Annotated in this window: 25 protein-coding genes and 3 pseudogenes; 13 read left to right on the top strand and 15 right to left on the bottom strand. The window is 69.5% G+C overall.

Annotated elements, in window-relative coordinates:
- Positions 1-63: 63 nt before the first annotated feature.
- Entirely contained in the window at positions 64-312 is a 249-nt protein-coding gene (locus ACFVWD_RS12235; protein WP_389595507.1) for a hypothetical protein, read from the top strand.
- A gap of 411 nt (positions 313-723) precedes the next feature.
- On the top strand, positions 724-1,251 hold the full coding sequence (locus tag ACFVWD_RS12240; RefSeq protein WP_389595509.1) for a hypothetical protein: 528 nt from the start codon (positions 724-726) through the stop codon (positions 1,249-1,251).
- 474 nt (positions 1,252-1,725) lie between these two features.
- Here ACFVWD_RS12240 and ACFVWD_RS12245 read toward each other — a convergent pair whose 3' ends face one another.
- The 6 genes from ACFVWD_RS12245 to ACFVWD_RS12270 all read right to left on the bottom strand — a co-directional run bounded on the left by ACFVWD_RS12245 (position 1,726) and on the right by ACFVWD_RS12270 (position 7,280).
- Entirely contained in the window at positions 1,726-1,896 is a 171-nt protein-coding gene (locus tag ACFVWD_RS12245; RefSeq protein WP_389595511.1) for a hypothetical protein, read from the bottom strand.
- Positions 1,897-2,393: 497 nt separating this feature from the next.
- On the bottom strand, positions 2,394-3,089 hold the full coding sequence (locus ACFVWD_RS12250; RefSeq protein WP_389595513.1) for an MBL fold metallo-hydrolase: 696 nt from the start codon (positions 3,087-3,089) through the stop codon (positions 2,394-2,396).
- Between the two features lie 51 nt (positions 3,090-3,140).
- Complete coding sequence (locus ACFVWD_RS12255; protein ID WP_389595515.1) at positions 3,141-3,659, bottom strand: 3-isopropylmalate dehydratase; 519 nt, start codon at positions 3,657-3,659, stop codon at positions 3,141-3,143.
- Positions 3,659-4,912, bottom strand: a complete 1,254-nt coding sequence (locus ACFVWD_RS12260; protein ID WP_389595517.1) for an aconitase/3-isopropylmalate dehydratase large subunit family protein — start codon at positions 4,910-4,912, stop codon at positions 3,659-3,661. Before ACFVWD_RS12260 ends, ACFVWD_RS12255 begins: the two co-directional genes overlap by 1 nt.
- Entirely contained in the window at positions 4,912-5,808 is an 897-nt protein-coding gene (locus ACFVWD_RS12265) for an oxaloacetate decarboxylase (RefSeq protein WP_389595519.1), read from the bottom strand. The genes ACFVWD_RS12260 and ACFVWD_RS12265 overlap by 1 nt, the downstream gene beginning before the upstream one ends.
- Positions 5,809-5,834: 26 nt before the next feature.
- A complete protein-coding gene (locus tag ACFVWD_RS12270) occupies positions 5,835-7,280 on the bottom strand; it encodes an MmgE/PrpD family protein (protein ID WP_389595520.1) in 1,446 nt (481 codons plus the stop codon).
- A 118-nt stretch (positions 7,281-7,398) separates the two neighbouring features.
- On the opposite strand from ACFVWD_RS12270, the gene ACFVWD_RS12275 reads away from it, so the two are divergent.
- Positions 7,399-8,088, top strand: coding sequence for a GntR family transcriptional regulator (locus ACFVWD_RS12275; protein ID WP_389595522.1), 690 nt, complete (start codon positions 7,399-7,401; stop codon positions 8,086-8,088).
- A gap of 129 nt (positions 8,089-8,217) precedes the next feature.
- Here ACFVWD_RS12275 and ACFVWD_RS12280 read toward each other — a convergent pair whose 3' ends face one another.
- Positions 8,218-9,612: an MFS transporter gene (locus tag ACFVWD_RS12280; protein ID WP_389595524.1), complete on the bottom strand. Its 1,395-nt coding sequence runs from the start codon at positions 9,610-9,612 to the stop codon at positions 8,218-8,220.
- A gap of 229 nt (positions 9,613-9,841) precedes the next feature.
- Between ACFVWD_RS12280 and ACFVWD_RS12285 the strand changes: the two genes are divergently transcribed.
- Together ACFVWD_RS12285 and ACFVWD_RS12290 are read left to right on the top strand one after the other, a co-directional pair.
- Positions 9,842-10,609, top strand: a complete 768-nt coding sequence (locus ACFVWD_RS12285; protein ID WP_389595526.1) for an IclR family transcriptional regulator — start codon at positions 9,842-9,844, stop codon at positions 10,607-10,609.
- Positions 10,610-10,705: 96 nt separating this feature from the next.
- A pseudogene (locus ACFVWD_RS12290) lies at positions 10,706-10,893 on the top strand (hypothetical protein); the annotation flags it as partial.
- Positions 10,894-11,201: 308 nt separating this feature from the next.
- Here ACFVWD_RS12290 and ACFVWD_RS12295 read toward each other — a convergent pair.
- Positions 11,202-12,380 carry an alpha/beta hydrolase family protein gene (locus tag ACFVWD_RS12295; protein ID WP_389595528.1) on the bottom strand — a complete coding sequence of 393 codons (1,179 nt, stop codon included), beginning with the start codon at positions 12,378-12,380 and terminating at the stop codon, positions 11,202-11,204.
- A gap of 359 nt (positions 12,381-12,739) precedes the next feature.
- Between ACFVWD_RS12295 and ACFVWD_RS12300 the strand changes: the two genes are divergently transcribed.
- Positions 12,740-13,183, top strand: a complete 444-nt coding sequence (locus ACFVWD_RS12300; protein ID WP_389595530.1) for a hypothetical protein — start codon at positions 12,740-12,742, stop codon at positions 13,181-13,183.
- Positions 13,184-13,192: 9 nt separating this feature from the next.
- Positions 13,193-13,405 (top strand): DUF6417 family protein, encoded by a 213-nt coding sequence (locus ACFVWD_RS12305; protein WP_389595653.1) that lies wholly within the window; start codon positions 13,193-13,195, stop codon positions 13,403-13,405.
- On the opposite strand, the gene ACFVWD_RS12310 is transcribed toward ACFVWD_RS12305, so the two are convergent.
- Positions 13,389-13,607, bottom strand: coding sequence for a hypothetical protein (locus ACFVWD_RS12310; RefSeq protein ID WP_389595532.1), 219 nt, complete (start codon positions 13,605-13,607; stop codon positions 13,389-13,391). The two genes, ACFVWD_RS12305 and ACFVWD_RS12310, sit on opposite strands and share 17 nt — an antisense overlap.
- Before the next feature lie 464 nt (positions 13,608-14,071).
- Here ACFVWD_RS12310 and ACFVWD_RS12315 point away from each other — a divergent pair, with 464 nt between their 5' ends.
- Positions 14,072-14,875: an intradiol ring-cleavage dioxygenase gene (locus ACFVWD_RS12315; RefSeq protein WP_389595534.1), complete on the top strand. Its 804-nt coding sequence runs from the start codon at positions 14,072-14,074 to the stop codon at positions 14,873-14,875.
- A 160-nt stretch (positions 14,876-15,035) separates the two neighbouring features.
- Positions 15,036-17,495, top strand: coding sequence for an ATP-binding protein (locus ACFVWD_RS12320; protein ID WP_389595535.1), 2,460 nt, complete (start codon positions 15,036-15,038; stop codon positions 17,493-17,495).
- Positions 17,496-17,743: 248 nt separating this feature from the next.
- On the opposite strand, the pseudogene ACFVWD_RS12325 reads toward ACFVWD_RS12320, so the two are convergent.
- Positions 17,744-17,917: pseudogene (locus tag ACFVWD_RS12325) on the bottom strand (ATP-binding protein); the annotation flags it as partial.
- Positions 17,918-18,643: 726 nt separating this feature from the next.
- On the opposite strand from ACFVWD_RS12325, the gene ACFVWD_RS12330 reads away from it, so the two are divergent.
- A complete protein-coding gene (locus ACFVWD_RS12330; RefSeq protein ID WP_389595537.1) occupies positions 18,644-19,501 on the top strand; it encodes a hypothetical protein in 858 nt (285 codons plus the stop codon).
- 149 nt (positions 19,502-19,650) lie between these two features.
- Here ACFVWD_RS12330 and ACFVWD_RS12335 read toward each other — a convergent pair.
- From ACFVWD_RS12335 to ACFVWD_RS12350, 4 genes and pseudogenes are all read right to left on the bottom strand, one after another.
- Positions 19,651-19,785: pseudogene (locus ACFVWD_RS12335) on the bottom strand (SDR family NAD(P)-dependent oxidoreductase); the annotation flags it as partial.
- Positions 19,786-20,126: 341 nt separating this feature from the next.
- Positions 20,127-20,357, bottom strand: a complete 231-nt coding sequence (locus ACFVWD_RS12340; protein ID WP_389595539.1) for a hypothetical protein — start codon at positions 20,355-20,357, stop codon at positions 20,127-20,129.
- Positions 20,354-20,512, bottom strand: coding sequence for a hypothetical protein (locus ACFVWD_RS12345; RefSeq protein ID WP_389595541.1), 159 nt, complete (start codon positions 20,510-20,512; stop codon positions 20,354-20,356). Before ACFVWD_RS12345 ends, ACFVWD_RS12340 begins: the two co-directional genes overlap by 4 nt.
- A 32-nt stretch (positions 20,513-20,544) precedes the next feature.
- Complete coding sequence (locus tag ACFVWD_RS12350) at positions 20,545-20,709, bottom strand: hypothetical protein (protein WP_389595543.1); 165 nt, start codon at positions 20,707-20,709, stop codon at positions 20,545-20,547.
- Here ACFVWD_RS12350 and ACFVWD_RS12355 point away from each other — a divergent pair.
- Together ACFVWD_RS12355 and ACFVWD_RS12360 are read left to right on the top strand one after the other, a co-directional pair.
- Positions 20,708-20,857 (top strand): hypothetical protein, encoded by a 150-nt coding sequence (locus ACFVWD_RS12355; protein WP_389595545.1) that lies wholly within the window; start codon positions 20,708-20,710, stop codon positions 20,855-20,857. The genes ACFVWD_RS12350 and ACFVWD_RS12355 overlap by 2 nt on opposite strands.
- A complete protein-coding gene (locus tag ACFVWD_RS12360) occupies positions 20,829-21,083 on the top strand; it encodes a hypothetical protein (protein ID WP_389595546.1) in 255 nt (84 codons plus the stop codon). Before ACFVWD_RS12355 ends, ACFVWD_RS12360 begins: the two co-directional genes overlap by 29 nt.
- Positions 21,084-21,104: 21 nt before the next feature.
- On the opposite strand, the gene ACFVWD_RS12365 is transcribed toward ACFVWD_RS12360, so the two are convergent.
- The gene (locus ACFVWD_RS12365; RefSeq protein WP_389595548.1) at positions 21,105-21,296 is read right to left on the bottom strand and encodes a hypothetical protein; all 192 of its coding nucleotides are present in this window, start codon (positions 21,294-21,296) and stop codon (positions 21,105-21,107) included.
- A gap of 427 nt (positions 21,297-21,723) precedes the next feature.
- On the opposite strand from ACFVWD_RS12365, the gene ACFVWD_RS12370 reads away from it, so the two are divergent.
- Positions 21,724-22,413, top strand: a complete 690-nt coding sequence (locus tag ACFVWD_RS12370) for a ScbR family autoregulator-binding transcription factor (protein WP_389595550.1) — start codon at positions 21,724-21,726, stop codon at positions 22,411-22,413.
- Positions 22,414-22,564 lie beyond the last annotated feature (151 nt).

The following is a 22,564-nucleotide window of genomic DNA, read 5'->3' on the forward strand; positions in this document are numbered from 1 at the left end:
CCCGACGTGATCCCCGCCACATGTCGGAGAACCCGTGGGCTCCGCTCAACTGAAGTTTCGACCGTGGGGCACCGAGCACGACGAGAAGACGACGCTGACCAGCGCATCTCCACCCGCGTCACGCAGTGGCCCGAAGTGGAGGCCGCCGTGAAGCCGGCCGGGGAGATCCGCTCCTCCGGCGTCGCAGTCTCTCTCGTCGTCCATGAACACAAACGGCTCGGCTGCGGCACCGAACTGGCCATGCCTGCCGAAGAGCTGAAGGCGAGCGACGTCGGCTTGGAGTTCCTCACCGCGGCGATGAGGAGCACATGACCGCCGTGATGCGACCCCGGTCGCTACTTCGCACCGTGGGTCAGAGGTAGGAGACCAGGGCCTAGAGGCCCTTGGGTTCTGTGGAAAGTGAAGGTTCTTCAGGGGGAATCCGCCGCGGGTTGGGTGCCGACATTCTGGGGGATCGGGCCGTGGGTTCGTGGTGAGGTGGCGGTATGGGCAATCGACGAAATACGGCCTGCGAGGTGACGGAATGCCATCTGCCGGGTCAGCGGGCCGGGCGTCCGGCTCGCGTCCGGCGGCGCTTGCTGCCCTCTGCCCGCATCGTCGTTGCCGAGGGTCCGTCAGCGGGCCGTGGGCCGTGGCGCTCTATGCTCCTACGGCCTCATCCTCCCGCCGCGGAGGGCGGGCCGCGGCATGCCACCGTTGGTCGGACGGGGGGGAAGGGGCGCCATGGGGGAACTGTCGGAGCTCGAGGAGTGGGTCGCAGTGATCGATGCGTGCATCGAGCCCATCGCGACGAGGCCGGTGGATATCACCGACCCCGACTGGATGCGGAAGATGCAGGAAGGCCCATGTCCGCTGGACGAGGCGGGGATCCGGCCGGAGGCCGAGGCGGCGCTGCGGGACGTGCTTTCCCTTTACGAGGAGGGCGACGAGGACGTCCAGGCCGCCCTGCGCGCGCTCGTGGAGCGGTGCCACTCGTTCGGCTGGGCGACGACGCTGCCCTTCGAACCCACGCCCCAAGGCTTCCGGCGGCGACTGGTAGAGATGTCGGTCGAGGATCAGGGCCGCGACACACGGGACATGATGGTCGACCTCAACGGTCTGTGCGGGCAGGCCCGGGACGCCGGTGTCCACATCCCGCCGCTCCTGCTGGACGTGGCCGAACTCTCCAGTGAGGTCGACAAGTACGGGATGGGTTCCACGCGGGACATCCTGCTCCGGGCGGCCGGAAGGGAGCCCAGCGGGCTCTGGTGAGCGCGGGGCACGGGAACGGGCCGCCGCTCCTCCCTCCGGAATCGGGCGCTTCAACTATTCCGGCAGCGTCGAGAACTTCACCGTTCCCCCTGGCGTCACCACGATCAACGCGCGCTGCTGGGGTGGCCGGGGCGGTGGAGGCGGCGCTGGGGGCGGGGTGGTTCCGCCGCCTGGGACATCGTCGTCGTGCCCAGGGAGACGCTGCGGGTTGTTGTCGACCTGGGAGGAGGCCCGTCCGGCGGGGGCGGTATGAGCGGCTTGTTCAGCCAGCGGCTGGGGCAAACGCTTCTGATCGCCGGAGGAGGTGGAGCGTGCGCGTTGGGTATCTCTGGTGCGCGTGGTGGTGCGGGTGGCGGCACCAGCGGTTCCGACGCACGGACGCACTCGGAGGACGGGTGGACAGGGCTTTGCCGAGTAGCTCCTCCTGCCGGTCAAGGAGCCACCGGATATCGATATGCAGCCAGATGGGCAAGGTCAGGCTGCCCGGCTGCTGGTGTGAGAGGGCTGGGGGAGACCCCCGAAGTCACGGTCGAACGCTTCGGCGATGCCGGGCTGCGCGATGGCATTGCGGAACTCGGCGGTGGCCACGCCCAGGTTGAGCTGGTTCTCCTGCTCGATGGCCAGCTCGGCGAGGAGAGCGCGCACGCGCGGGTTCTCATCTCCCGTGTCCTTGTCTCGCGAGCGAAGTCCCTTGTCCGACCTGGAAGTGAGACAGGCCAGGTCAGCGCGACACGGGCGGTCTACCCCCTGCCGGACGGCGTGGAAAAGCACACGGAAGCGAGGCGAACTCGCGGGGACATCGCGCGAGACAGCCTGCATCAGCACTGGTCAGCGCCATGGCAGGGCGTCTGAAACGGGAACCTACATCCTTGTAGGGTCCCGCTTTGTCGTGTCGTATTCCGCGCCGTGATGTCGTCGCCATGTCGGATACGGCACGGACGATGATCCGTCGGCGATGGCGTGTCTTCCGGCACGCCCGCCAGGGCGACACGTACCGGTGCGGGCTGTGGCTGGGCGGCTGCGGGAGCCGGCTGAGGACCAAGCTGTACGTCGATAGGGCCTGTTCCCTGTCAAGTTCTGCGTGTTGAAAGAGGGTTTGGCCTGTAGAGCGGCCGTCGCATGCCCGGCCGAGGCGTCCGGGCTCAGGATTCCGTGCGGAATTGCTGGAGGAACTCCTGGAAGGTGTGGACTTCACTGCCAGTCAGGGGGGCGCCGTGGGCGAAGCCGACTGCGTTGAGGTTCTGGGGGATGCGGGCCAGGCTGCCGGGCCGCAGGCCGGGATCGGCGGCGAGTGCGGCGGGGCCGATGGCGAACTTTCCGCGGTTGAAGGCTGCGTCTCCCATGAGGATGGTCCGGCTCGGTTCGTGCATCAGCACGATGTGGCCGGGTGAGTGGCCGGGGGTGTGGATGACGCGCAGCCCGTCGCTGCCCTCCACTGTGTCTCCGTCGGTGAAGGTGCCGTCGGCGGTGGTGGGGGTCCAGTGGAGTTTGGGCAGGTGGTCGATGAAGCGGCCGACGGCGCCGGAGCGTCCTTGGGTCGGTACGCGTCCGGCTTCCAGCCAGGCTCGGTCGGCGTCGTGGATGAGGATGTGTGCGTCGGTGTGGCGTCGGAGTTCGGCGGCTCCTTGTACGTGGTCGGGGTGGGCGTGGGTGAGGACGACGCGGCGGATGTCGGAGGGCTTGCGCCCCAGGGCGGCGACCGCGTGGAGCAGCACGCCGGGGGCCTTGGACCAACCGACGTCGACCAGGGTGAGGCCGTCGTCGCCGTCGACGAGGAAGGCGTTGTCACGCTTGCTGGTGGCGATCTGGGTGACGCCGGGAGCGAGTTGGCTGTGCATGGAGGTTCCTTGAATTGAGGAGGGTGCGATCCCTGACGGGGAGAGAACGGCTCAGTGGCCGCGTGCGGCCGGAGCGGGTATGTACCCTTCGCGCGCGAGTTTGGGCAGGATGCCGCCGTTGGCGAGGATGTCGAGGACCAGGGGCGGCAGCGCGCCTCCGGTCAGGCGGGTACCGGTCGCGGGGTTCTCGGCCCATCCTTCGGCGAAGTCGAGGCGGGCGGTGTCACCGTCCGTGAATTCCTTGGTGGCGCCTGGGACCGTGAGGGCGGGCAGGCCGTGGTTGATGCAATTACGCAAGAACAGGGAGTTGAACTCCTCCGCGATCAGTGCGGCGATGCCCAGTTCACGGAACAGGGCAGCGACGGGGCGGGAGGAGCCGAGGCCGAAGTTGCGGCCCGCTACGACGATGTCGCCTGCCTCGACCTCGTCGCTCCAGCCGGGGCGGAGTTCGTAGAAGATGTGCTTCGCGGCTTCGGGGACGGGCAGTTTCATGGCGAACGCGGGGTACATGGCGTCGGTGGTGACGGAGTCGCCGACGGTCCAGACACGGCCGGTGATGAGGGTGTCCATCAGGTGAGTTCCCCTCGCGGGTCGGTGACGTGGCCGGTGAGTGCGGAGGCGGCGACGGTGGCCGGGGAGGCCATGTAGATCTCCGCTTCGGGGCTGCCCATGCGGCCGGTGAAGTTGCGGGTGGAGGAGGTCAGGCAGACCTCGCCGGGGGCGAGCAGGCCCATGTGGTAGCCGAAGCAGGCGCCGCAGGTGGAGTTGGTGATGACCGCGCCGGCGTCGGCGAGGTCCTGGAGGTAGCCGGCGCGCATGGCGTCTTTGTAGACCCGCTGGGAGGCCGGAGTGATCAGCAGCCGCACCCCCGGAGCGACCTTGCGGCCGCGTACGATGTCGGCCGCGATTTTCAGGTCCTCCAGCTGCCCGTTCGCGCAGGAGCCGATGAAGCACTGGTTGACCGGCCGCCTCTCAATCGCCGAGACGGGCAGGGAGTTGTGGCTGACCGTGCCGGGTCGGGCGACGTGCGGTTCGAGGGTGTCGAGGTCGACGGTGCGTATGGCGGCGTAGGTGGCGTCCGGGTCCGGGTCGGCTGCTTCGTACGTGTCGGGGGCGACTGCGCGTGCGGCGAGGAAGTTGCGGGCGAGGGCGTCGATGGGGAAGGTGGAGAAGTCGGCGGAGATCTCGGCGCCTTGAGTGGCGATGGTGCGCCGGTCGTTCATGGGGATCGAGGCGAGGCCCGGTCCGCCGTACTCGAGGTTGTGGTTGGTGGCGTCGCCGTAGGTGCCGGCGATGTACAGGAAGATGTCCTTGCCGGAGACGGCGGCGGGCTTGGTACCGGTGAATTCGTAGCGGATGGTGGGTGCGGCCTGGAACCAGGTCTGGCCGGTGCACAGGATCGAGTACACCTCCGCCGGGCCGAGTCCTCTGGCCGCGGTGTTGTAGGCGCCGCCTGCGCAGGTGTGGGAGTCGGTGCAGGCGAGGATCTCGCCGGGTCGGGCGAGGCCGTTCTCGGCGATGACCTGGTGGCAGATGCCGTGGCGGCCGACGTCGTAGAACTTCTCTATGTGGAAGTCGCGGGCGAAGGTGCGGGCGTGGGTGCCGCCGATCGCATCGTGCACGTTGGGGGCTGGCACGGCGTGGTCCATGATGACGGCGACCTTGTCCGGGTCGTTGATCTTCAGGGGCTGGACCCAGCTGGTGGCGAACTGCAGGTCGATCATCACGGTCATGTCGACGTCGCAGACCACCGTGTCACCGGCGCTGACCTTCTCCAAGCCTGCTTTGCGGGCGAGGATCTTCTCCATCATCGTCATGCCCATCAGGCACCGTCCTCTGAGTTGTCGCGGTAGCGCTCGCCGATCGCGGACCACTCGCGCAGGCCGACGAGTTCGAACAGACCTTGCGGGCCGGGAGTGGCCTCGGGCATGGTGCCGCCGAGGCGGCCGAGGGCTTCCAGCCCGTGCAGCACGTAGGGGGCGAGCAGGGCGCCGGGGTGGATGGCGATGCGGTAGCCGAGTTCGGCGAGCCGGCCGGGTGCGGTGTCGGGGGTGAGGCCGCCCTGCACCATGTTGATCAGCAGCGGGGCATCGACCTCGGCGGCGATGCGCTCGATTTCCTCGACGTTCTGCGGGGCCTCGACGAAGAGGACGTCCGCGCCCGCGGCGGCGTATCGGCCCGCGCGGTCGATGGCCTCGTCGATGCCCAGGGGTCCGCGGGCGTCGGTGCGGGCGATGATCACGAGGTCGGGGTCGGTGCGGGCCTGGAGGGCGGCATCGAGCTTGTCGGTGAACTCCTCAGGGGCGATGAGTTCCTTGTCGGGCAGGTGTCCGCACTTCTTGGGGAATGCCTGATCCTCCAGGTGGAGGGCGGCTACCCCGGCCTTCTCGTACTCGCGCACAGTGCGTGCCACGTTCATCGGCGCGCCGTAGCCCGTGTCGGCGTCCGCGATCAGCGGGATGCCGTCGAGTGCGGTGATAACGATGCGGGCCCGCTCGGTCATCTCGCTCTGGGTGAGCAGCCCGATGTCGGGCAGGCCGAACCCGGCGACGGACACACCCGCACCGCTCAGGTATGCGGCGCTGAAACCGGTCCGGGCCACGAGGTGGGCGGAAAGGCCGTCGAACACACCCGGGGCGGTGATCAGGCTCTCCTGGGCAAGCAGGGACCGCAGCCGGCCACCCGCGGTGGCGGAACTTCCGTGCGGGGACAGTGACATGGGGATTCCTCGCAGTTCGTGACGGGTCAGCCGAGGACGCTGCGGGCGGGTGCGGCGAGCAGTTCCACCAGGCGGCCGAGATCGGCCTGGCCTTCAAGGTCCAGGACGATGCGTTCGATCTCCGCGGCCCGGTCGGCATCAATGACAGCGGCGGTCAGCGCCTGCCACTTCTCGCGGATCTCTGTGTTGGTGAGCGGGTCGTCCGGGCCGCCATGGGGCTGGTTGAGTGCCTGGGTCAGGATCTCGCCGCCGCGCAGCGTGAGCGTGAGGCGGGTGTTGTAACCGCGCTGGGTCCAGGTGGGGTCCTGCGGCTCGTCGACCTGCTTCACCTCGGTGCGGCCGATGAGCTGCCACACGTCGTCGGCGTCGATCCGGGCGGGCGTGAACTGTTCGGGCCGCACGTGACCGTCCAGGAGAGCGACGGCGGTGGCGTAGGCGATGTTCATCTGGGCGCCGATGGTGGTCAGGGGGCGCTCCGGGTACCACCACCCGTGGTGGTAGATCGCCTCAGGAACCTCGATGAGGATGGACTCGATGGCGTCGGCTCTCAGCGTGCGGCCGTCGGTCAGGGCGATGGCGGCGTCGATGGCGGGGTGGAGTCCGCCCATCGCCGCGTGGATCTTCACCGTGATCTGCTCGGTGTTCCACACCTCGCCCAAGTCCTTGGTGATCTGGGCGGCGTCGGGGTCGTGGCCTTCACCGAAGGTGGACAGGAATCCGCCGTAGGGGCGCTCGAAGACCCTCTTGATGCCGGTGTATCCGGCCTGGGCGAGACCGGCGGCGTAGAAGCCGTTGCGGGAGGCCAGACCGTGGTGCATCCGCTTGGACATCGCCTCGTACTGCGCGGCCATGAGACCCGCCGACTGCGTTGCGGCCAGGCCGAGCGCGTCCTCGAAGGCGGCAGCATCCAGGCCGCGCAGCACCCCGGATGCGGCGGCGGCCGCGTGCGTGCCGAAAACCGAACCGGAGTGCCAGCCGCGCGAGAGCATCTGCGAGCCGTGCAGTGCCAGGCCCACCCGGGTTCCGGTCTCGAAGCCCAGAACCGTCGCCCGCAGGAACTCCGCCCCGGAGACCGATGGAAGCCGCGAGGCGGTGGACAGCAGCGCGGGCAGGACCAGGGAGGTGCTGTGCAGGGGGGCGGCCGGGTAGTAGTCGTCCAGCTCGAAGCCTTGGATGAGGGTGCCGTTCAGCACCGCGGCCGCCGGGCCGCTGGTGGTGCGCCCCCAGCCGATGACCGGGACGTCACCGGCGCCTTCCAGGCCCAGGACCGCTTCGACGGCCGTGCGTGACCACGGAAGCTGGGCGCCGATCAGCGCGCAGGCCAGGCCGTCGAGCACCAGGTGTGCGGCCCGCTCCCGCACGGAGGCGGGGATGCGTTCCAGCGTGGTGGTGGTCAGCCAGGTGGCCAGCTGACCCGTGGGGCCGGCGGGGTCGGTGGGCTGTCGAGTGGTCGTTGGCGTCGGTGCGGACACCGCGCTCACCTCCTATGTCGTAGGCCCGGATCGGGCAGAACGAGTGGTCCGGTCTCCCACGTCTCTCATTATAATTTATAACATCTATTTTTATGTGATCGCTGGGTAGCATGTGCGAGTGGCACTGAAGCGAACTTCTCTCCCCCGTACCGCCGAGGCTGTGGCTCTGGCGGAACTCCGCGACGCGATCGTCCGCGGCGACCTGGCCCCCGGCGCGCCGATCCGCCAGAGCGCGGCCGCCGAGGAGCTGGGGCTGAGCGTCATCCCCGTACGCGAGGCGCTCAAGACGCTCGCCGGGGAGGGGATCGTCACCTACGTCCCGCAGCGCGGTTACACCGTGACCGAGCTCAGCCCCCACAGCGTGGACGGCATCTTCCGGGTCAGGGAACTCCTGGAGGGCGGGGCCGAGGCGAACGCGGCGGCCCGGATGCGGCCTGAGGACATCGCAGCGATGCGCACCGCGCTGGATGCCCAGCGTGCCGCCGTCGCCGGAGCAGATGTGCAGGGCGTGATCTCCGCCAACCGGAGTTTCCACTTCGCCCTGCTCGACCGCTGCGACAACGAATGGATGCTGCGCTTCATCCGGCAGCTCTGGGAAGCACTGGAACCGCACCGCGCCCTGTCCTACCGCCGCGGGGCCGCCTCCGGCGACCACACGCGGATCGAGACGATCCTCGCCGAGCACGACGGGATCGTCACCGCCTTCGAGGACGGCGCCCCAGCCCTCGCGCTGCGCTTGCTGGCCGAGCACCGTACGCAGGGGCGCTCCGATTTCCACCGGCTGCTCAGTTCCCCCGAGGGCCAGTAGGGCGCTCGCCGCTCCCTTGCCAGGTCGCCGCCGACGAGCGCAGGAACCGGGAGAATGCCGTTCACAGGAATGCCTTCCTGATCCGGTGACGCGCCTTCAGGCCGTCAATACGAGTGCGGGTGCAGGAGGTCATATTCCTTCGAGGCGGACCGCGTTGGTCTTGGGGCCAAGAACGGCGACCGCCACGCTCATCAGCGCGATCAACGCGCCGCATATCAGGTACAGGGGGCCCGCGCCGAGTGCGTGGAGGATCGTCAGGGTGCAGAACGGCAGGACGGCTGCCACCAGTCGGGAGAGAGCGTAGGCGCGGCCCAGGGCGGTGTTGCGGACCTCGGTGGGGAACAGCTCGGCCCCGTAGGCGCGCGAGACGGTCGCGTTGATGACGCTGATGAGCGTGGTGAACAGGCCGGAGGACACGATTGCCCACGCACTGCTGCCCAGGCCGAAGGCCGTGCCGGCCACGGCGACCAGCAGTGAGGAGACGATCACCAGGGTCCTGCGCTGGATCCGTTCGGTCACCTGCATCAGCAGCAGACATCCCAGTGGGTAGCCGAGCGCGGTGAGCGCCGAGTACGTCAGCGACTCGACCACAGTGAACCCCTTGTCCAGCAGCACGAGGGGGGCGATGGAAGTGAAGCCGTAGAAGCCGATCGGGCCGAGCGCCTCCATCGCACACACCAGCAACGTGCGCCGGCGCAGCTGCGGCCCCCACAGGCGGAGCTGGGCCGCGTGGTCGCCTGAGGTGGCCGATGGGGGTGCGGATACCGGATGCAAGGCGACAGTGCGGCCGGGGTTCTCGATGCCGGTGGCGGGTGCCGAGTGTCCGGCGCTTGCCTCGATACGGGTCATGGCGTCAAGGGCTTCGCCGGGTCGGTGGGTGGCCAGCCAGCGCGGGGATTCCGGCAGGCGGCGGCGCAGTACCCACACGATGACGGCACCGCACGCGGCGAAGGCCATCAGCCACCTCCAGCCGGCCACGCCACCCAGACTGTGCGGCAGTTTCGCGGCCAGCAGTCCCGCCACCGGCACGGCCAGCATCCCGAGCCCGTAGGCGCTGGCCATCATCCGACCGCGCCGGGGCGTCGGCATGAGTTCCGTCAAGTACGTGTCCACCAAGGCGAGCTCGGCGCCCAGGCCAATTCCCAGCAGGACACGCAAGGCGATGAGCGTGGCTGCGTCGGGTGCGAAAGCGGCACCCACGGACAGCACCGCGTACGCGACGAGGTTGATCTGGAACATGCGCCGGCGTCCGAAGCGGTCGGCGAGCCCGGACAACAGCAGGGCTCCCAGCAGTTCACCCGCAAAGGTCGCACCGATCAACGCCGACTTGTCGGTCGTGCTCGACGCCCATCCGCCAGGCAGCAGCGGCACCAGCAGACTGCTGAGGGCGACCTCGAAGAAGTTGAAGAACGAGCCGAGTCCGACGATCAGCAGGACACGGCGGTGCCAGCGGCCCACCGGGAGGGCGTCGAGGCGGGACCCGACTGCCTCCTGCACACGAGCGGCGTCCGCGGTGTTTCGCACGGCGCGCGTTGTGCCGGGAATGTCAGTCATTGCACCATCCAGTTCCACTATTTGCAACCTGGTCTTCACGGCGGGGGCAGAGAGTGACAGGCGCGTAAAGCCGCGTCAAGGAGATACGACACACACAAGTGGACTCGTGAGGACCTCTTGTCCGGGAGGGACCGAGGCCCTAGTTTTAGATACTGGATCTGAAGATATGGATTGTGGAACAGGGCGACAGGGTGGCGGCATGACAGCGGCACGGACCGAAGGTGGCGACACGGCCAGGCGGGCCCTGCGCCTGCTGGAAGCGGTGGCCGCCGCGAGTTCACCGGCCGCCCTGCAGGACCTGGCTGACACGGTCGGGCTGAGCAAGTCCACCGCTTACCGGTTGCTACGTGTCCTGCAGGAAGAGGAGTACGTGACCCGGGCTGACGCCGGCGGCTACCGCGTCGGAGCCCGCCTGATGGGGCTTGCGGCCGAAGTGATGCCGCGCGCCGACGTGTTCGCCGGGGCCCGCCCGATGCTGCGGTCCCTGGCCGACCTGTCTGGTGAGACGGCCACTCTGCACCTGCGTGCGGGCGATGAGGCAGTGTTGGTTCTCGGCGCCGAGAGTGACTACGAACTGCGCAGGGCCGCCAGGATCGGCTCGGCCACCCCCCTGTACCGCGGCGCCAGCGGCCAGGCCATCCTTGCGTTCCTCCCTGACCCTGAGATCATCGCGATCATGCGGCGAGCGGGCGAGGCGGCGCACGCCGAAGAAGTCGAGCGCGCCCTCGCCTCGGTGCGCACCAACGGCTACGCCCTGTCGCAGGCGGCCAACCATCCGGGCCTGCTGGGGATCGCCGTACCCGTCCTGACCACATCTCTGCAAGCGGTAGCCTCGGTCGCCATCTCCGGCCCCTCCGACCGCTGGACCGCCCGGCGCGCCACGGCCATCGCCGACCTGCTCACCGAGCGGTGCGCCCGCCTGGCCTCGCTCTTCGAGACATCCTCGCCCGCAGCGACTCCCGGCTGAGCGTCTGCGAGGCCGTCGAGCCAGCTCCCGCGCTGAGGGCTGAGCAGAGACTCCGGTGTTCCGGCGCAGGTGCGGTCATGTCGGCAGCGCCCGGACGGCATCACCGTCCTGGAGTTGGACCTGGCCGCCGCCCTGGCTCTCGCGCGGCAGGAGACGTGGGCCGCGGCGCACAGTCAGTACTCCGCGCAGCCCACCCCGGACCGCCCCGACGGCGCGGTCATCGCCACCACGGCCCGCACCGGTGGGCCGGCGAACCGGTCCGGGTCCTGGACCTCACCCCCTGAGCACAGCACCAGGTGCGAGCGGAGCGTGCCGGCCGGCCCCTCAAGGGTGAGGAACGGTCCGCGGGTGCGGCTGTATCGACCGCCGGTAGTGCGCCGAACTCGTGCTGCCCAGGCGCACGATCTGCTGCAGCCGCTGCCCCTCCTGGTCGGTCAGTCTGCGCACGCGGACGGGCTCGGCCACCGCATCTCCAGCGGTCGGATCGGACGTCATCGCACATCCAACCGCCACGACCATCAACCCGGCGAACCGAACGGTTGCCCAGTCTGGCCAATACGGAGCGTCAGCTGCGTCGGTGCGTGCGGGTCCGTCAGGGGTGGAAGCTGACCTCAGGGTTTGCCGCAGAGGGCCCGTCCAGGACCGGCTCGGGGATGCCGCGCAGGTGCAGGTCGAAGAACGCCCCGACGTAGGTGCGGGTGAGCTGCACCGACCGCTGGGCGGAGATCGTCGTACCGGGGGGCTCGGGAATACCCAGCGCCTCGGAGAGGACCGGCACATCGGTGAAGCTGGCGTGGTTGGAACCGGAGACGGTCAGCCAGCGCTTCCAGCCGTCCAGGTTCGCCCAGCCGCTCGTCCAGGTGGGATCCTCCCCGCCGCCCTGGTCATGGCTGACCAGCAGGAAGGGGCGACCGCCGAGGCCGGTGGTGGGGACCGGCGCGAACATGGTGCCGTCGAGATTCACCCCGGCTCGCACCCTTTTGTCCGCTGCCATGGTGGTGACGGCCGCGTCGCCGCCGAGGGAGTGCCCGGCCATTCCGATCCGCCTGGCGTCGATCATGCGGGCGTACTGCCAGGCAGGGTGGTGGCGGCTGGTCAGCTGGTCGATCACGAAGGAGATGTCTTTCGCCCGGCTCTCCGCTATGACCCCGGGACCGCCGGTGGGGAGCGTGTCGCAGATGGCGCAAGTGAGCGTCTGCCCGTCGGGGAAGGTGGTGCCGGAATTCTCGTAGGTGTGGTCGACGAGCGCGACGACGTATCCGCGGCTGGCCAGGTCCTCGGCGAGGCTGGTGAGCTCGGTGCGTGGCATGGTGAAACCGGGCGAGAGCATCACCAGCGGGAAGCGGCCGTGCTCCGGGTGCGCGTCGGAGCGCGCCCAGGTGCGGGTCCCGCTGACCGCCTCGGCCGGGATGGTGGTACCCGGCAGCTTCAACTGGATCATGTCCCGGGCTGCCTCGACGGTCATGTACGGAGCTGGTCGGCCCGTCCCGGGCTGGGCCGGGTAGTACATCGACACCATCAGCTGTCGCGGTCCCACCGACGGCACCCAGGGGTCCTGACGGTGCGTGTCGACGAGGTGCAGGATTTCTCGGCCGATCGCGTGTGGACCGGTTGGGCGGGGGAGCTCCGGATGGAGTCCGTAAGGGTCCGAGGCCGCGGCGGCGGAGTGTTCGGATACGGGTGCGGCCAATGCCGTACCCGCTGCGACCGCGGACAGTGGCAGGACGAGTGTGAGCACTGCAGCAACGGCAGTGCGACGGATTGTGGTCATGGCGGCGACGCTAGAACGCAGCGTCGTAGCTGACGTCCCCTCAGTGGAGGACGTGCTGTCGCCCGCAGGAGGTACGGGCCGTCATCTCGCAGGAGGACACGGGACCCTAGGGGTGGCGCCTTGGCCAGGGGGTTTTGCCGCGGCAGGCCGGTTCGGCGACAGGTTGGCGGGTCGCCGCCCCGGCAGGGAACAAAGGCTGCCGGGGTCGCGGGCGTCCCTTCCGCCACCCCGGCAGCATTCCGCCAGCGGATTCCCACGAAGGGCTGCCCCTTCCCGTCTTCGAACAGCACGGGCCGTCGTAGGCCTCTATGGTCGGCGCACGCGGACGGGCACGGCACACAACGCGGGGGGGGAGTGGGATGAGGGGTTGGGAGAGGTCACTGTCGGTGCTGGAGGCGCTGTGCGAGCGCGGTCAGGCGGCCGGGCACGGCTGGGCGCCGGACACGGAGCTCCTCCCGGCGCACCAGCTACAGGTGAACGCGCTGGAGAGCCAGGGCTTGGTGGAGCTTGCCGGGCGGGAGGACCGGGCGGAGCTTTGGGTGCTGGAGGGTCGGCCCGTGCGGTGGGCGGCCTGCTTGACGCTGTACGGCCACGACACCCTCACCTACGGCTGCTGCCGCCCCCGGGCCGAGCCTCCACCTAGTGGAAAGGGGCCGGACCGGCAGCCGGTGGAGCTGATTCCGTCGCAGATGGCGGCGCTGCGCGTGTTCGTCGGCCTCACCGGCCGGCTCCGGGTGCCGCCGGCCGACGGGCTGGCGGAGCAGGTCGGGGCGGCCTCGTGCGATCACGGGATCAAGCGGTGACGGCTGCATCTGACGCAGGAGCAAATCGCGTCGGTGGCGTACGGGTTGTGGCTGCACAGGATGACCGGCTCCGCCGCGGAGGCCAACCGCTTCGCCCGCGAGTCCGGCGTCGTGCACAGCCTGGCGCGGGCCTGGGACGAGGAACCTCCGGCCGCGGACGGCCTGTCGTCGGCTGCCGGAGCGGCCGCGGAGGGAGGTGCGGGGGTCAGCGGGCGAGGCTGACGGCAATGGGCTGGTCGGGGCAGTTGTTGAGGGTCTCGGTGAGTGCGGCGTGTTCGGTGACCCCAGGAAGCCGATCGGGAGCAGCCACAGCAGGTTGAACCACCTGCTGTCCAAGCGCACCCGCGGAGCGACCTCGCCGGCTGCCGGAACAGAACCCGCCCAGGTGCGCACCGTCGCCCGTCACGTGCTCGTCATCGAGCATGCCATCGACCTCACGTCACGATGCAAAGCGTGCCAAACCCCACGCCTTTGCACCGGCCGCAAGGCTGCAATGACCGAGCCCACCGCAAGGGTGGGCGGACCGGTCCATCTGACCACCCGAGGCAGACGCCCGCACGCGCAACGATCAGGGCGACGCAGCGCAACCTGGTCGCGACGATGTGATGGTTCGCGCGGTTGCACGTCCAGTCGCCCCTCATCGAGCTCTGACCCCGTACCCTCGTCGCGGTGGGGAGTGAACGACCTGACCTGCTGCGCCTGTTGGAGCATCGCCGCCCGCGCATGGCTCAGGACGACGTCAGACGCTCGTCCTGCTGATCCGGACGGTCATGGGCGCGGCGGCCATGTACGGCGCGCACGCGGCACCGATGGAGGGTTTCGTAACGCGGTTGCCTCGTGGGTCGTCCGTGCGATCCCGTGGGCCGTCACAGGCGCCATGCTCACGCCATGACTGACACCCCCCACCACAACACCGCGGAACCGCAGCGCGGCCTCGAGACGTCGGACGTACCCGCAGGTGCCACCCGCAGGTCCGTCATAGCCACCTTGGGCGGCGCCACCCTCGGCGTGGCCGCGCTGGGTCTCGCCGCCACGCAGGCGACCGCCGCCACCGAGCACCAGGCCGCGGCCCGGCCGGCTGCCGCCTGCGTCCTCACGCCCGAGCAGACCGAGGGGCCGTACTACCTGGACCTGGAGACGGTCCGCAAGGACATCACGGAGGGGAAGGCGGGTGTTCCGCTGACCCTCCGCGTGACGGTGGTCGACGCAGCCACCTGCGCCCCGCTGCCCCAGACGGCGGTCGACATCTGGCACAGTGACGCCCTCGGGGTCTACTCCGGTTATGTCGCTGGCGGTTCCACCCCGGACACCACCTTCCTGCGCGGCGTGCAGCTGACCGACTCCGCCGGTGTTGCGGAGTTCACGACCGTCTACCCCGGCTGGTACGTCGGCCGGGCCCTCCACATCCACGTCAAGACGCATGTGGGAGGCACCGTGTCCAACGGGACGTACCACGGCGGCCACGTGTCCCATACGGGCCAGCTCTACTTCCCGGAGGCGTACAACACCAGGATCGCCGCCCTGTCCCCGTACCGGAACAACACGGCCACCCGCACGCTCAACGCGCGGGACGGCATCTACCGCAACGGGGGGTCCTCGACCCTGCTGACCCTCACCCAGGCAGGCAGCGACCTCGGCAAGGGAGTGACCGGCACCGTCGTACTCGGCATCGACCCCGCCGCCACACCCTGACGCAACTGGATGCCTGCAGTGGCCGGCCCTCCCACGGTGTCGGCCATCGCACGCGCGACTGCGGCCGCACTGCTCCTGAAGCCGACCGGCGCAGTCTTCATAGAGACACATGGCTGAAGGCGATGGTTTCGTTCCAGGGCGGTGCGGCCAGGAATCGGGGATGAGCCGGAGTCGAACGTGTGATGTGTGCGGTGCGACGCTGATCGTGAGGCCGCACGGGGGTCGGCCGGCTCGATACTGCTCCAGCGCCTGCCGGCAGCGGGCGCTTCGGCGACGGGCGGCTTCGCGTGTCACGCCTGCGGTCTCGACGGCCGGTGGGAGCGTCCTGGCGCCGGCGCTCGACTCCTTCGTCGGTCGGCAGCACGAGCTGTCGGGCCTGCGTACCCTCCTGAGGAGCTCGCGCCTCCTCACGCTGACCGGTGCGGGCGGTGTGGGCAAGACCCGGCTGGCGCTGGAGTTCGCCAAGGGATTACCGAAGCGCTTCGCACGAGTCGACCTCGTGGAACTCGCTTCACTCCAAGACAGCGCGCTGGCGGCGCAGTCCCTGGCCGCCGCGCTGGGGGTGGGCGAACGAGCGGGCCGGACCGGCGTCGACGTGCTGGTCCGGGCGATCGGTGACGCCTCCCGGGTGCTGATTCTGGACAACTGTGAGCATCTGGCCGAGCCGTGTGCCCGGCTGGTGGCGACCCTGCTGGGCCGCTGCCCTCGTCTGCATATCCTGGCCACCAGCCGGGAGGCCCTGAGGGTGCCCGGAGAGACCGTGTTCCGGGTCGGCGCGCTGTCCCTGCCGCCGGCCGACGCCGGAGACGATGCGACGGCCCTCATGCAGTCCGATGCCGTACGGCTCTTCGTCGACCGCGCCGCGAGCAACTCCCCGGGGTTCACGCTCCATCGCGGCAACGGCCACCTGGTGGCCGAGATCTGCCGGCGCCTGGACGGCCTGGCGCTCGCCGTCGAACTTGCGGCCCGCCACGTCGGTGCGCTCGCGCTGAGCGACATCCTGGCAGGGCTGGACGACCAGTTCTCCCAGCTGGACCTTCTGACCGGGGGAAGCAGAACCGGACCCGCACGCCACAGCGGGCTCGCCGCAGCGGTCGACTGGAGCCATCGGCTGCTGGATCCGGCCGAGCAGGCGGTCTTCCGGCGCCTTTCGGTCCTGGTCGGCGGGTTCGACGCGACCGCTGCGCAAACAGTCTGCGCCGGTGACGGCATTGACCGGCGGCAGGTTTTCCGCATCCTGTGCGCCCTGGAAGCGAAGTCGCTCGTCGTGCGTCTGCCGGGAGAGACGTCGCCCACACGCTTCAGGCAGTTGAGTGCCATCCGTGTCTGCGCCCTGGACCGTCTGCGTGCATCCGGCGAGCTGCACGCCACCCTGCGCCGGGCGCTCGCGTGGCTGACCGAGCTGGCCGGGCGGGGCCGCGGGGAGGTTTTCGCCGACCAGGCCGGCAGCCCGCTCGCGGCGGAACGGGACAATCTCGTCTCGGTACTGGCCTGCAGCGCCGGCCACGGCGATGCCGTACTGGTGCGGCTGACACTGGAGCTGGCGCGTGTGCACTACCAGCAGGAGCAGCCGTCGGCCGCCCGTGCGCTGCTCACCGGACTACTGCGGGGAGCCGGGGGCCGGGCGCTGGGTGGGCAGGTGCCGGCGCTCGCCGCACGCGTGGCCTGCCAGCAGGCCGATCTGGACGAGGCACTGCGCCTGGGAGAGCGGGCGGTGCAGAGCGAGCGGATGCGTCGAGACGTCGCCGGACTGGCCAACGCCCTGGACGCCCGGGCGGCGGCGCGACTGTGCCGCGGTGAGTTCGCCGAGGCCGTCGCGGATCTGAGGGAGTGCCTGGAGGTCGTCGCTTCCCCCAGCAGGCCACAGGACACTGCTTGGTGCACCCATCACCTGGCCTGGGCGCTGCTTCAGGCCGGCGGGGAGCTGGAGGCCGACGAACTGATGTCACGGTGTCTACCCGTGCTGAGGCAGCAAGCGCCATGGCCTCGGACCGCGGCCGCGCTGCACACCGCGGGGGCCGTGCGGCTGGCCTTGGGGCGTCTGCGCAGCGCGGAGACCTTGTTCGCCGAGGTGCTGCGGATCGCTCCAGGGGCCAGTTTCCATGCCCTGTACCCCGTGGAGGGCCTGGCCCTCGTGGCCGCGGAGAGCGGCGACATGCAGCGTGCGTTGCGGCTGTACGAGGCGAGCGTGCAGGCGCGGCGCCGCCTGGACACCGAGCCCGAGGCCCCCTGGCGGCACAGGATGGAACAGGCGGCGGCGCGTGCCCGGACACGGCTGTCGGCAGCGGCGCAGGAGGCTGCCGTCGCCGGTGCCCATGGGCTGCGCGGAGAGCGGCTGGTCGCGTACGCGCTCGGCGCAGGGAGCGGCGAGGACCGAACGAGGCGCGATGGCCGCGCCACCGACGAGCGGCTCCGGCTCACCGTAAGGGAGTCCACGGTGGCCGAACTCGTCGCCGAAGGGCTGACCAACCGGCAGATCGCGGACCGGCTCGGCCTTTCGATCCACACGGTCGCCACGCACCTGGACAAGATCCGCGACAAGCTGGGCCTGCGCTCACGCACGCAGATCGCGCTGTGGGCAGCCGCACGGACCGAGGGTGGGTCCACAGCCTGGCGGTGAGCACCTGGAACAGGAGCAGCTCGGCCAGTGGAAGGCTGGGCCACAAGCGTCTTTCCACCTTCAAGTAGTCCCACCTGCCTACCTCTCAATCAAGGGACAGTTTTTCAACTGTCGGCACAGCGACGGGGCAGGCCAACCCGGCTGCAAGCCACCAAGCTCGGTGCCCCCGCCCCGACCCCCGGCGAGACCACCGAGTACTGCCTGCAAGCTGGCCGAGATCCGCATCCAGTGACCGCCCGGACGTGCCCTCACCGAGTTGTGGCGGCTGTGCGGAGCGCGGTCCGGTCATGTCGGGGCCGGGTGTATGACTCGGTGCCGGTCTCGATGAGGGTGGCGTTGAAGGTGAGCCGGTCCACGATCGCCGCGCAAAGTCGGGGATCGGTGAAGGTGCGACTCCAGCCGGTGAAAGCCTCGTTGGAGGCCCTCTCGTCGGCTCGGGCGATCGTGTCGGCGGCCTGGGCTCGCATGGTCGGTAGCCGCAGCAGGCGGCAGGCAGTGTCGATCGCCGCGTCGGATGCCTCTGCGGTCAGCGCGTGATGGGCAGTGGTCATGCTGAGTCCTTCCGGCGAAGCTGCGACAGCTCGTCCCACTGCTCCAGACGGGGCAGGGGGCGCTGATCGGCGGGCAAAGCACGGGCGAGACGGCGCGGCGTCAGGGGCGTGACCTGGGCCAGGTCCAGATTCAACGGCTCCGGGTCGATATCTCCGAGTGCCTTCTTGACCGCAGCCCAGAAGGCTTCGTGGACGGCCGTGAAGGTGCCCTCGGCGCGGGCCTGGTGGAGGGCCTCGGAGCGTTGCAGTGTCGAGGCGACTTCCTGACCACCCGAAGGAAGATCAACAACTACAACGCGTCATCGGTTCATGGAACTTGCGCCAGACCCCGCTGAACGACGTCACAGCCACTTCAGTACCTCTACGTACCCCCTGGGGACGGTCACGGAGCCGGTGCGTGCCTTGCACTGCGTCAGGGCCGCAACGCCGTTCGAGGTAGCCCCCGTACTGCGGCGGGAGATCCCGGATCCGCCGTTCCCCTGGGGGCCGCTGCTCGCCGAGGGGTGATCGTACAACCCTGGGCACTTGTGGGATGTCTTCACCGTGTACGGCAAGCAACGTCCCAATGTTTCCACCCGCACCGTGAGGACCCTTTCCATGAATTTACGTCCGGCCGTGATCGCGGCTGCGGCCTCCGTCGCCCTGCTCGCCGGCTCGCCCGCGGCCCGGGCGGCGGAGGACCCTGGGTCCCTGCCCAAATGCACCGACGTGTCGACTGCCTACGGCGACTACGAGCAGGACGAGGTGACGGTCTCGGTCGACGTGGCGGCCACCGTGCTGATGGCGGGCGGCGACTGGCAGCCGGCCCGGGGCTCCGTGACGAACGTCGGCAAGCGGGACCTGCCGGCGGTCGTGGCGAGTGCCTACCCCTGGCTCGAGACCGAGGACCCTGAGCTGGCCGACATGAGCGACTTCGTGAAGGTGGAGGCACGGACCGCGGACGGCGGATGGCAGCCGCTGGACGGCTCCGGCAGGATCGACGCGCCTGCGTTGAAGCCCGGCGAGACGAGGACGTACGAGCTGCGCGTGCGCGTCGTCAAGGGCGTGCCGAAGACGCTCGGGGGCTCCGAGTTCGCCTTCACTGGCGCCTTCGCCGACGTCTACCGCTTCCCGGACACCGGCAAGGAAGTCGCCTGCGCGGGCATCGCCCACGGCAACGACACCTTCCGGATCCAGCGGACAGCCACCAGCCCGACCCCGCGGCCCACCACCGCGAAGCCGACACCGAGCGCCACCGCGCCGACCTCGACGCCCTCACCGACGAACTCGGCAACGGCCGCCCCGACGTCGCCGCCCGCCACCACGTCCGTTCCGCCCGCCGCGCCGTCGGACACCGACGGGGAGATGGCCGAGACCGGCATCTCCAACGCCACCGTCCCCCTCACCGCGGCCGCCGGGGCCCTCGCCGTGCTCGGCGTCGGATCGGTGCTGTTCGCCCGCCGCCGCAGGGGCTGACCAGCGCGGCCCGGTGGTCATGGGCGTCTGCGTGGAAGCGGCCGGCGGCGGCCGTGCGCACCCAGGCCGATGCCCTCGGCGCGGCCAGCCCGGCCGTGGCCGAGGTCATCCGCGTCGAGGACCCGAAGAACGCGGGACCTGTGGAGACAACCCGAGATGCCGACGTTGTTGACCAGGACGTCCAGGCGCCCGGCCTGCCGTTCGATCAGTTCCCCGGCATCGGAGACGCTCTGGTCGCTGGTCACGTCCAGCGGCACCGAGAACGCGTCCACCCCGGCGGCGCGACTGAGGCCGACGTGTGGCCACGGCTGCACCGGGTTCTGCTCGCCGAACTGCGTGGTGCTGACGTCCTGGACTTCTCCCGGGCTGCCGTCGACGGCTCCCACATCCGGGTGCTAAAGGGGGCTCCAAGACAGGACGAAGCCCTGTTGGCCGGGGCAGGACGGGCAACCCGTTCCGCGGGTCTGCCGCGCAGCAGCACGTCGTGAATCTCGTGAGCGGTGCCGGTACTGCGGACCTTCTCGACGACCATCAGTTCCGACAGGGCGAACGTGCGGGCCCTGGTCTCTAGCGTCGCGCCGTCGGCGAACAGTGTCCGCAGGCTGCGCCACCAGCGGGTGCCCTCCTACAGGGTGCAGCCGTACGCGTAGCCGGCCGGGATCGTGTCCATGTAGGCGACGACGGCGGCGAAGCCGGGAACCTCCGTGTTCCAGCCCAGGCGCTCGTCGAACCGGGCATCGCTGTGGAACTCTTCGCCGAGCCGATCGGCGTACACCTCGGCGTACACGTCGAGGAGCTGGGGACGGATGTCCTCGAGTCCCGTCGCGTCGCTCCAGCCGTAGCCCGTCCACGTCATGCTCCCGTCTGTCGTGTCTGCTCCAGGAAGTTCGCCGTGTCCGGAACGCGCTTCGTATGCTGACGCATCTGAAGCCGCAGGTCAGCGGGCTTGTCCTGCACGCGATCGCTCTGCACCCGCTTGGCGATCACGACCGCCCGTGCCGCCTCGGCCACCGCGTATTCGACCTCCCCGCCATCGAGGAGGGCTAGCGCGTGCTGGGCGTGTGGTGGACCCGGTTCCGCTCGAAGCGCGGCTCCAGTGGGGCCAGCGCGGGGGCGGTGACCTTCTGAGCGGGGGCGTGACGGCCGAGGGCCTGGTGTGCCGCACCGGCGGGACCGGTGATCTCGGCCGGGGTGAGGAAGGACAGCATGGGTGGGCTGCCCCTGGGCTCGGTCGTACGCGGCGTCGGCGCGTACGAGGGAGCGTTCAGCTCGGGTCCGCTCGCCGGTCCTGGAGTGACCGACGGCCTGACGGCAGTGCAGGAGCGCCATGAGCCACGGGTCCTCAATCCCCGGTGAGCAGCCGTCCCGCCGCGGAAACAAACAGCTCAAACGGGCCTTCTTCCTGTCCGTGTTGGCGTCCTTGTCCGACCTGGCCTCCTGGACCTACTACGACAAGAAGATCGGCCAGAGCAAGCACTGCACCCAAGCCCTTCTTTGTCTCGCACGCCGTAGGGTCGGCGTGTTCTGCGCGATGTTCCGCGGCGGCACCTTCTGGGACTCCCAACCCGCCCTGGCCACTTGACGATTCGCGGCACGCGAGTCGTCACAGAGACGGCATGACCGCCTGGGGCTTCCTCTGTTTCATGGCAGTGGTGTGGTGCAAGGGGACCAGTGACGCGACGACGAACAGTCCGAAGAGGGTGATGGGCAGCAGCCCGACAGGACGCAGCAGCCCCGCAAAGTGATCATGCGTCCACTGCCAGTTACCAATCCAGTTTGCGGAGGTGTCCAGCATCGTCACCTCGCTCGCCGGCCGGACGTCTTGGGGGTGGGCGGGCGCCGCGAGCGCGATGAACAGTGGATCATGGAGCGCCGGGCTGATGAAGAACGTCTGGGTGGAGGTCTGTGGACCCGGCGTTTCCGCGGCTGAACCCGCACCAGGCCGCTCTAGCCAAGCCGTTCGCGCCTTGGCAAAGGGATAGGGGCATGCTCCGGGTCATGGTGAACGGGGGAGGCAGTCATGCCAGGCCCGGAGGTCGGGAGTCTCGTTGCGGGGTGGCGGAGGGGGTGGGGCGGTGGGGGTTGAATCCGGTCGTCCGGTCGTTGGTGTTGGGGTGTGGTGGGGGTTTTGGTCTTGTGAATATACGGACTAGCTGGTTTGGTTTGGGGTGGTTGCAGGGAGCATGTTGTGGTGGGTTGTGGGTTGGTCTTTGGAGGGGTTTGTGGTGCGGCAGGAGCGTGCGTTGCGTACGCGGCGGGCGATTTTGGATGCGGCGGCGTCGGTTTTTGATGAGCGTGGGTATGAGGCGGCGACGATTGGTGAGGTGTTGGCGCGGGCGGGGGTGACGAAGGGGGCTTTGTATTTTCATTTTCCGTCGAAGCGGGCGTTGGCGGAGGGGGTGTTGGGGGAGCAGTTTGCGGGGTTTGTGCTGGCGCCGCGGGTGAGTAAGTTGCAGGAGTTGGTGGATATGGGGTTGGCGTTGGCGTATCGGATGCGTCGTAATCCGGTGGTGAGTGCGTCGGCGCGGTTGTCGTTGGGTCAGGAGATGGGGGCGGTTTTCGGTTCGTGGACGATCCGGACGTGGCTGGATGCGACGGAGAGGGTGTTGCGGGAGGCGCAGGAGCAGGGGGAGTTGCTGCCGCAGGTGGATGTGGCGGAGAGTGCGTGGGTGTTCTCGGCGGCGTGGACGGGGGTGCAGGTGTATTCCCATACGCTGGCGGGGCGGGAGGATCTGGAGCGGCGGGTGTGTGTGTTGTTTGAGCATTTGCTGCCGAGTGTGGCGGTGCCTGCGGTGCTGGGGCGGCTGGTGATTGATCCGGCCCGGGCTGCGGAGGTGGCGTTGGAGGGTGAGCGGCTGGCTGCGGAGGCGGGGGAGCCGGCGGGTCTGGGCGGGGTCGGCGTACGGGCCTGATCCCGTTCCTGTCCGGTTTCCTGTTCTCCTGGCGTGTCTTCTTCCGTTCCTTGTGTGTCTCGTCCCGGTGTGGCCCGGATCCTGGCCCCTGGCCCCCGGCCCTCGGATCCCGGCCCTCGGATCCTGGCCCTCGGATCCTGGCCCTCGGATC

The organism is Streptomyces sp. NPDC058086, assembly GCF_042885015.1.
In the GTDB taxonomy this organism is placed as follows: Bacteria; Actinomycetota; Actinomycetes; order Streptomycetales; family Streptomycetaceae; genus Streptomyces.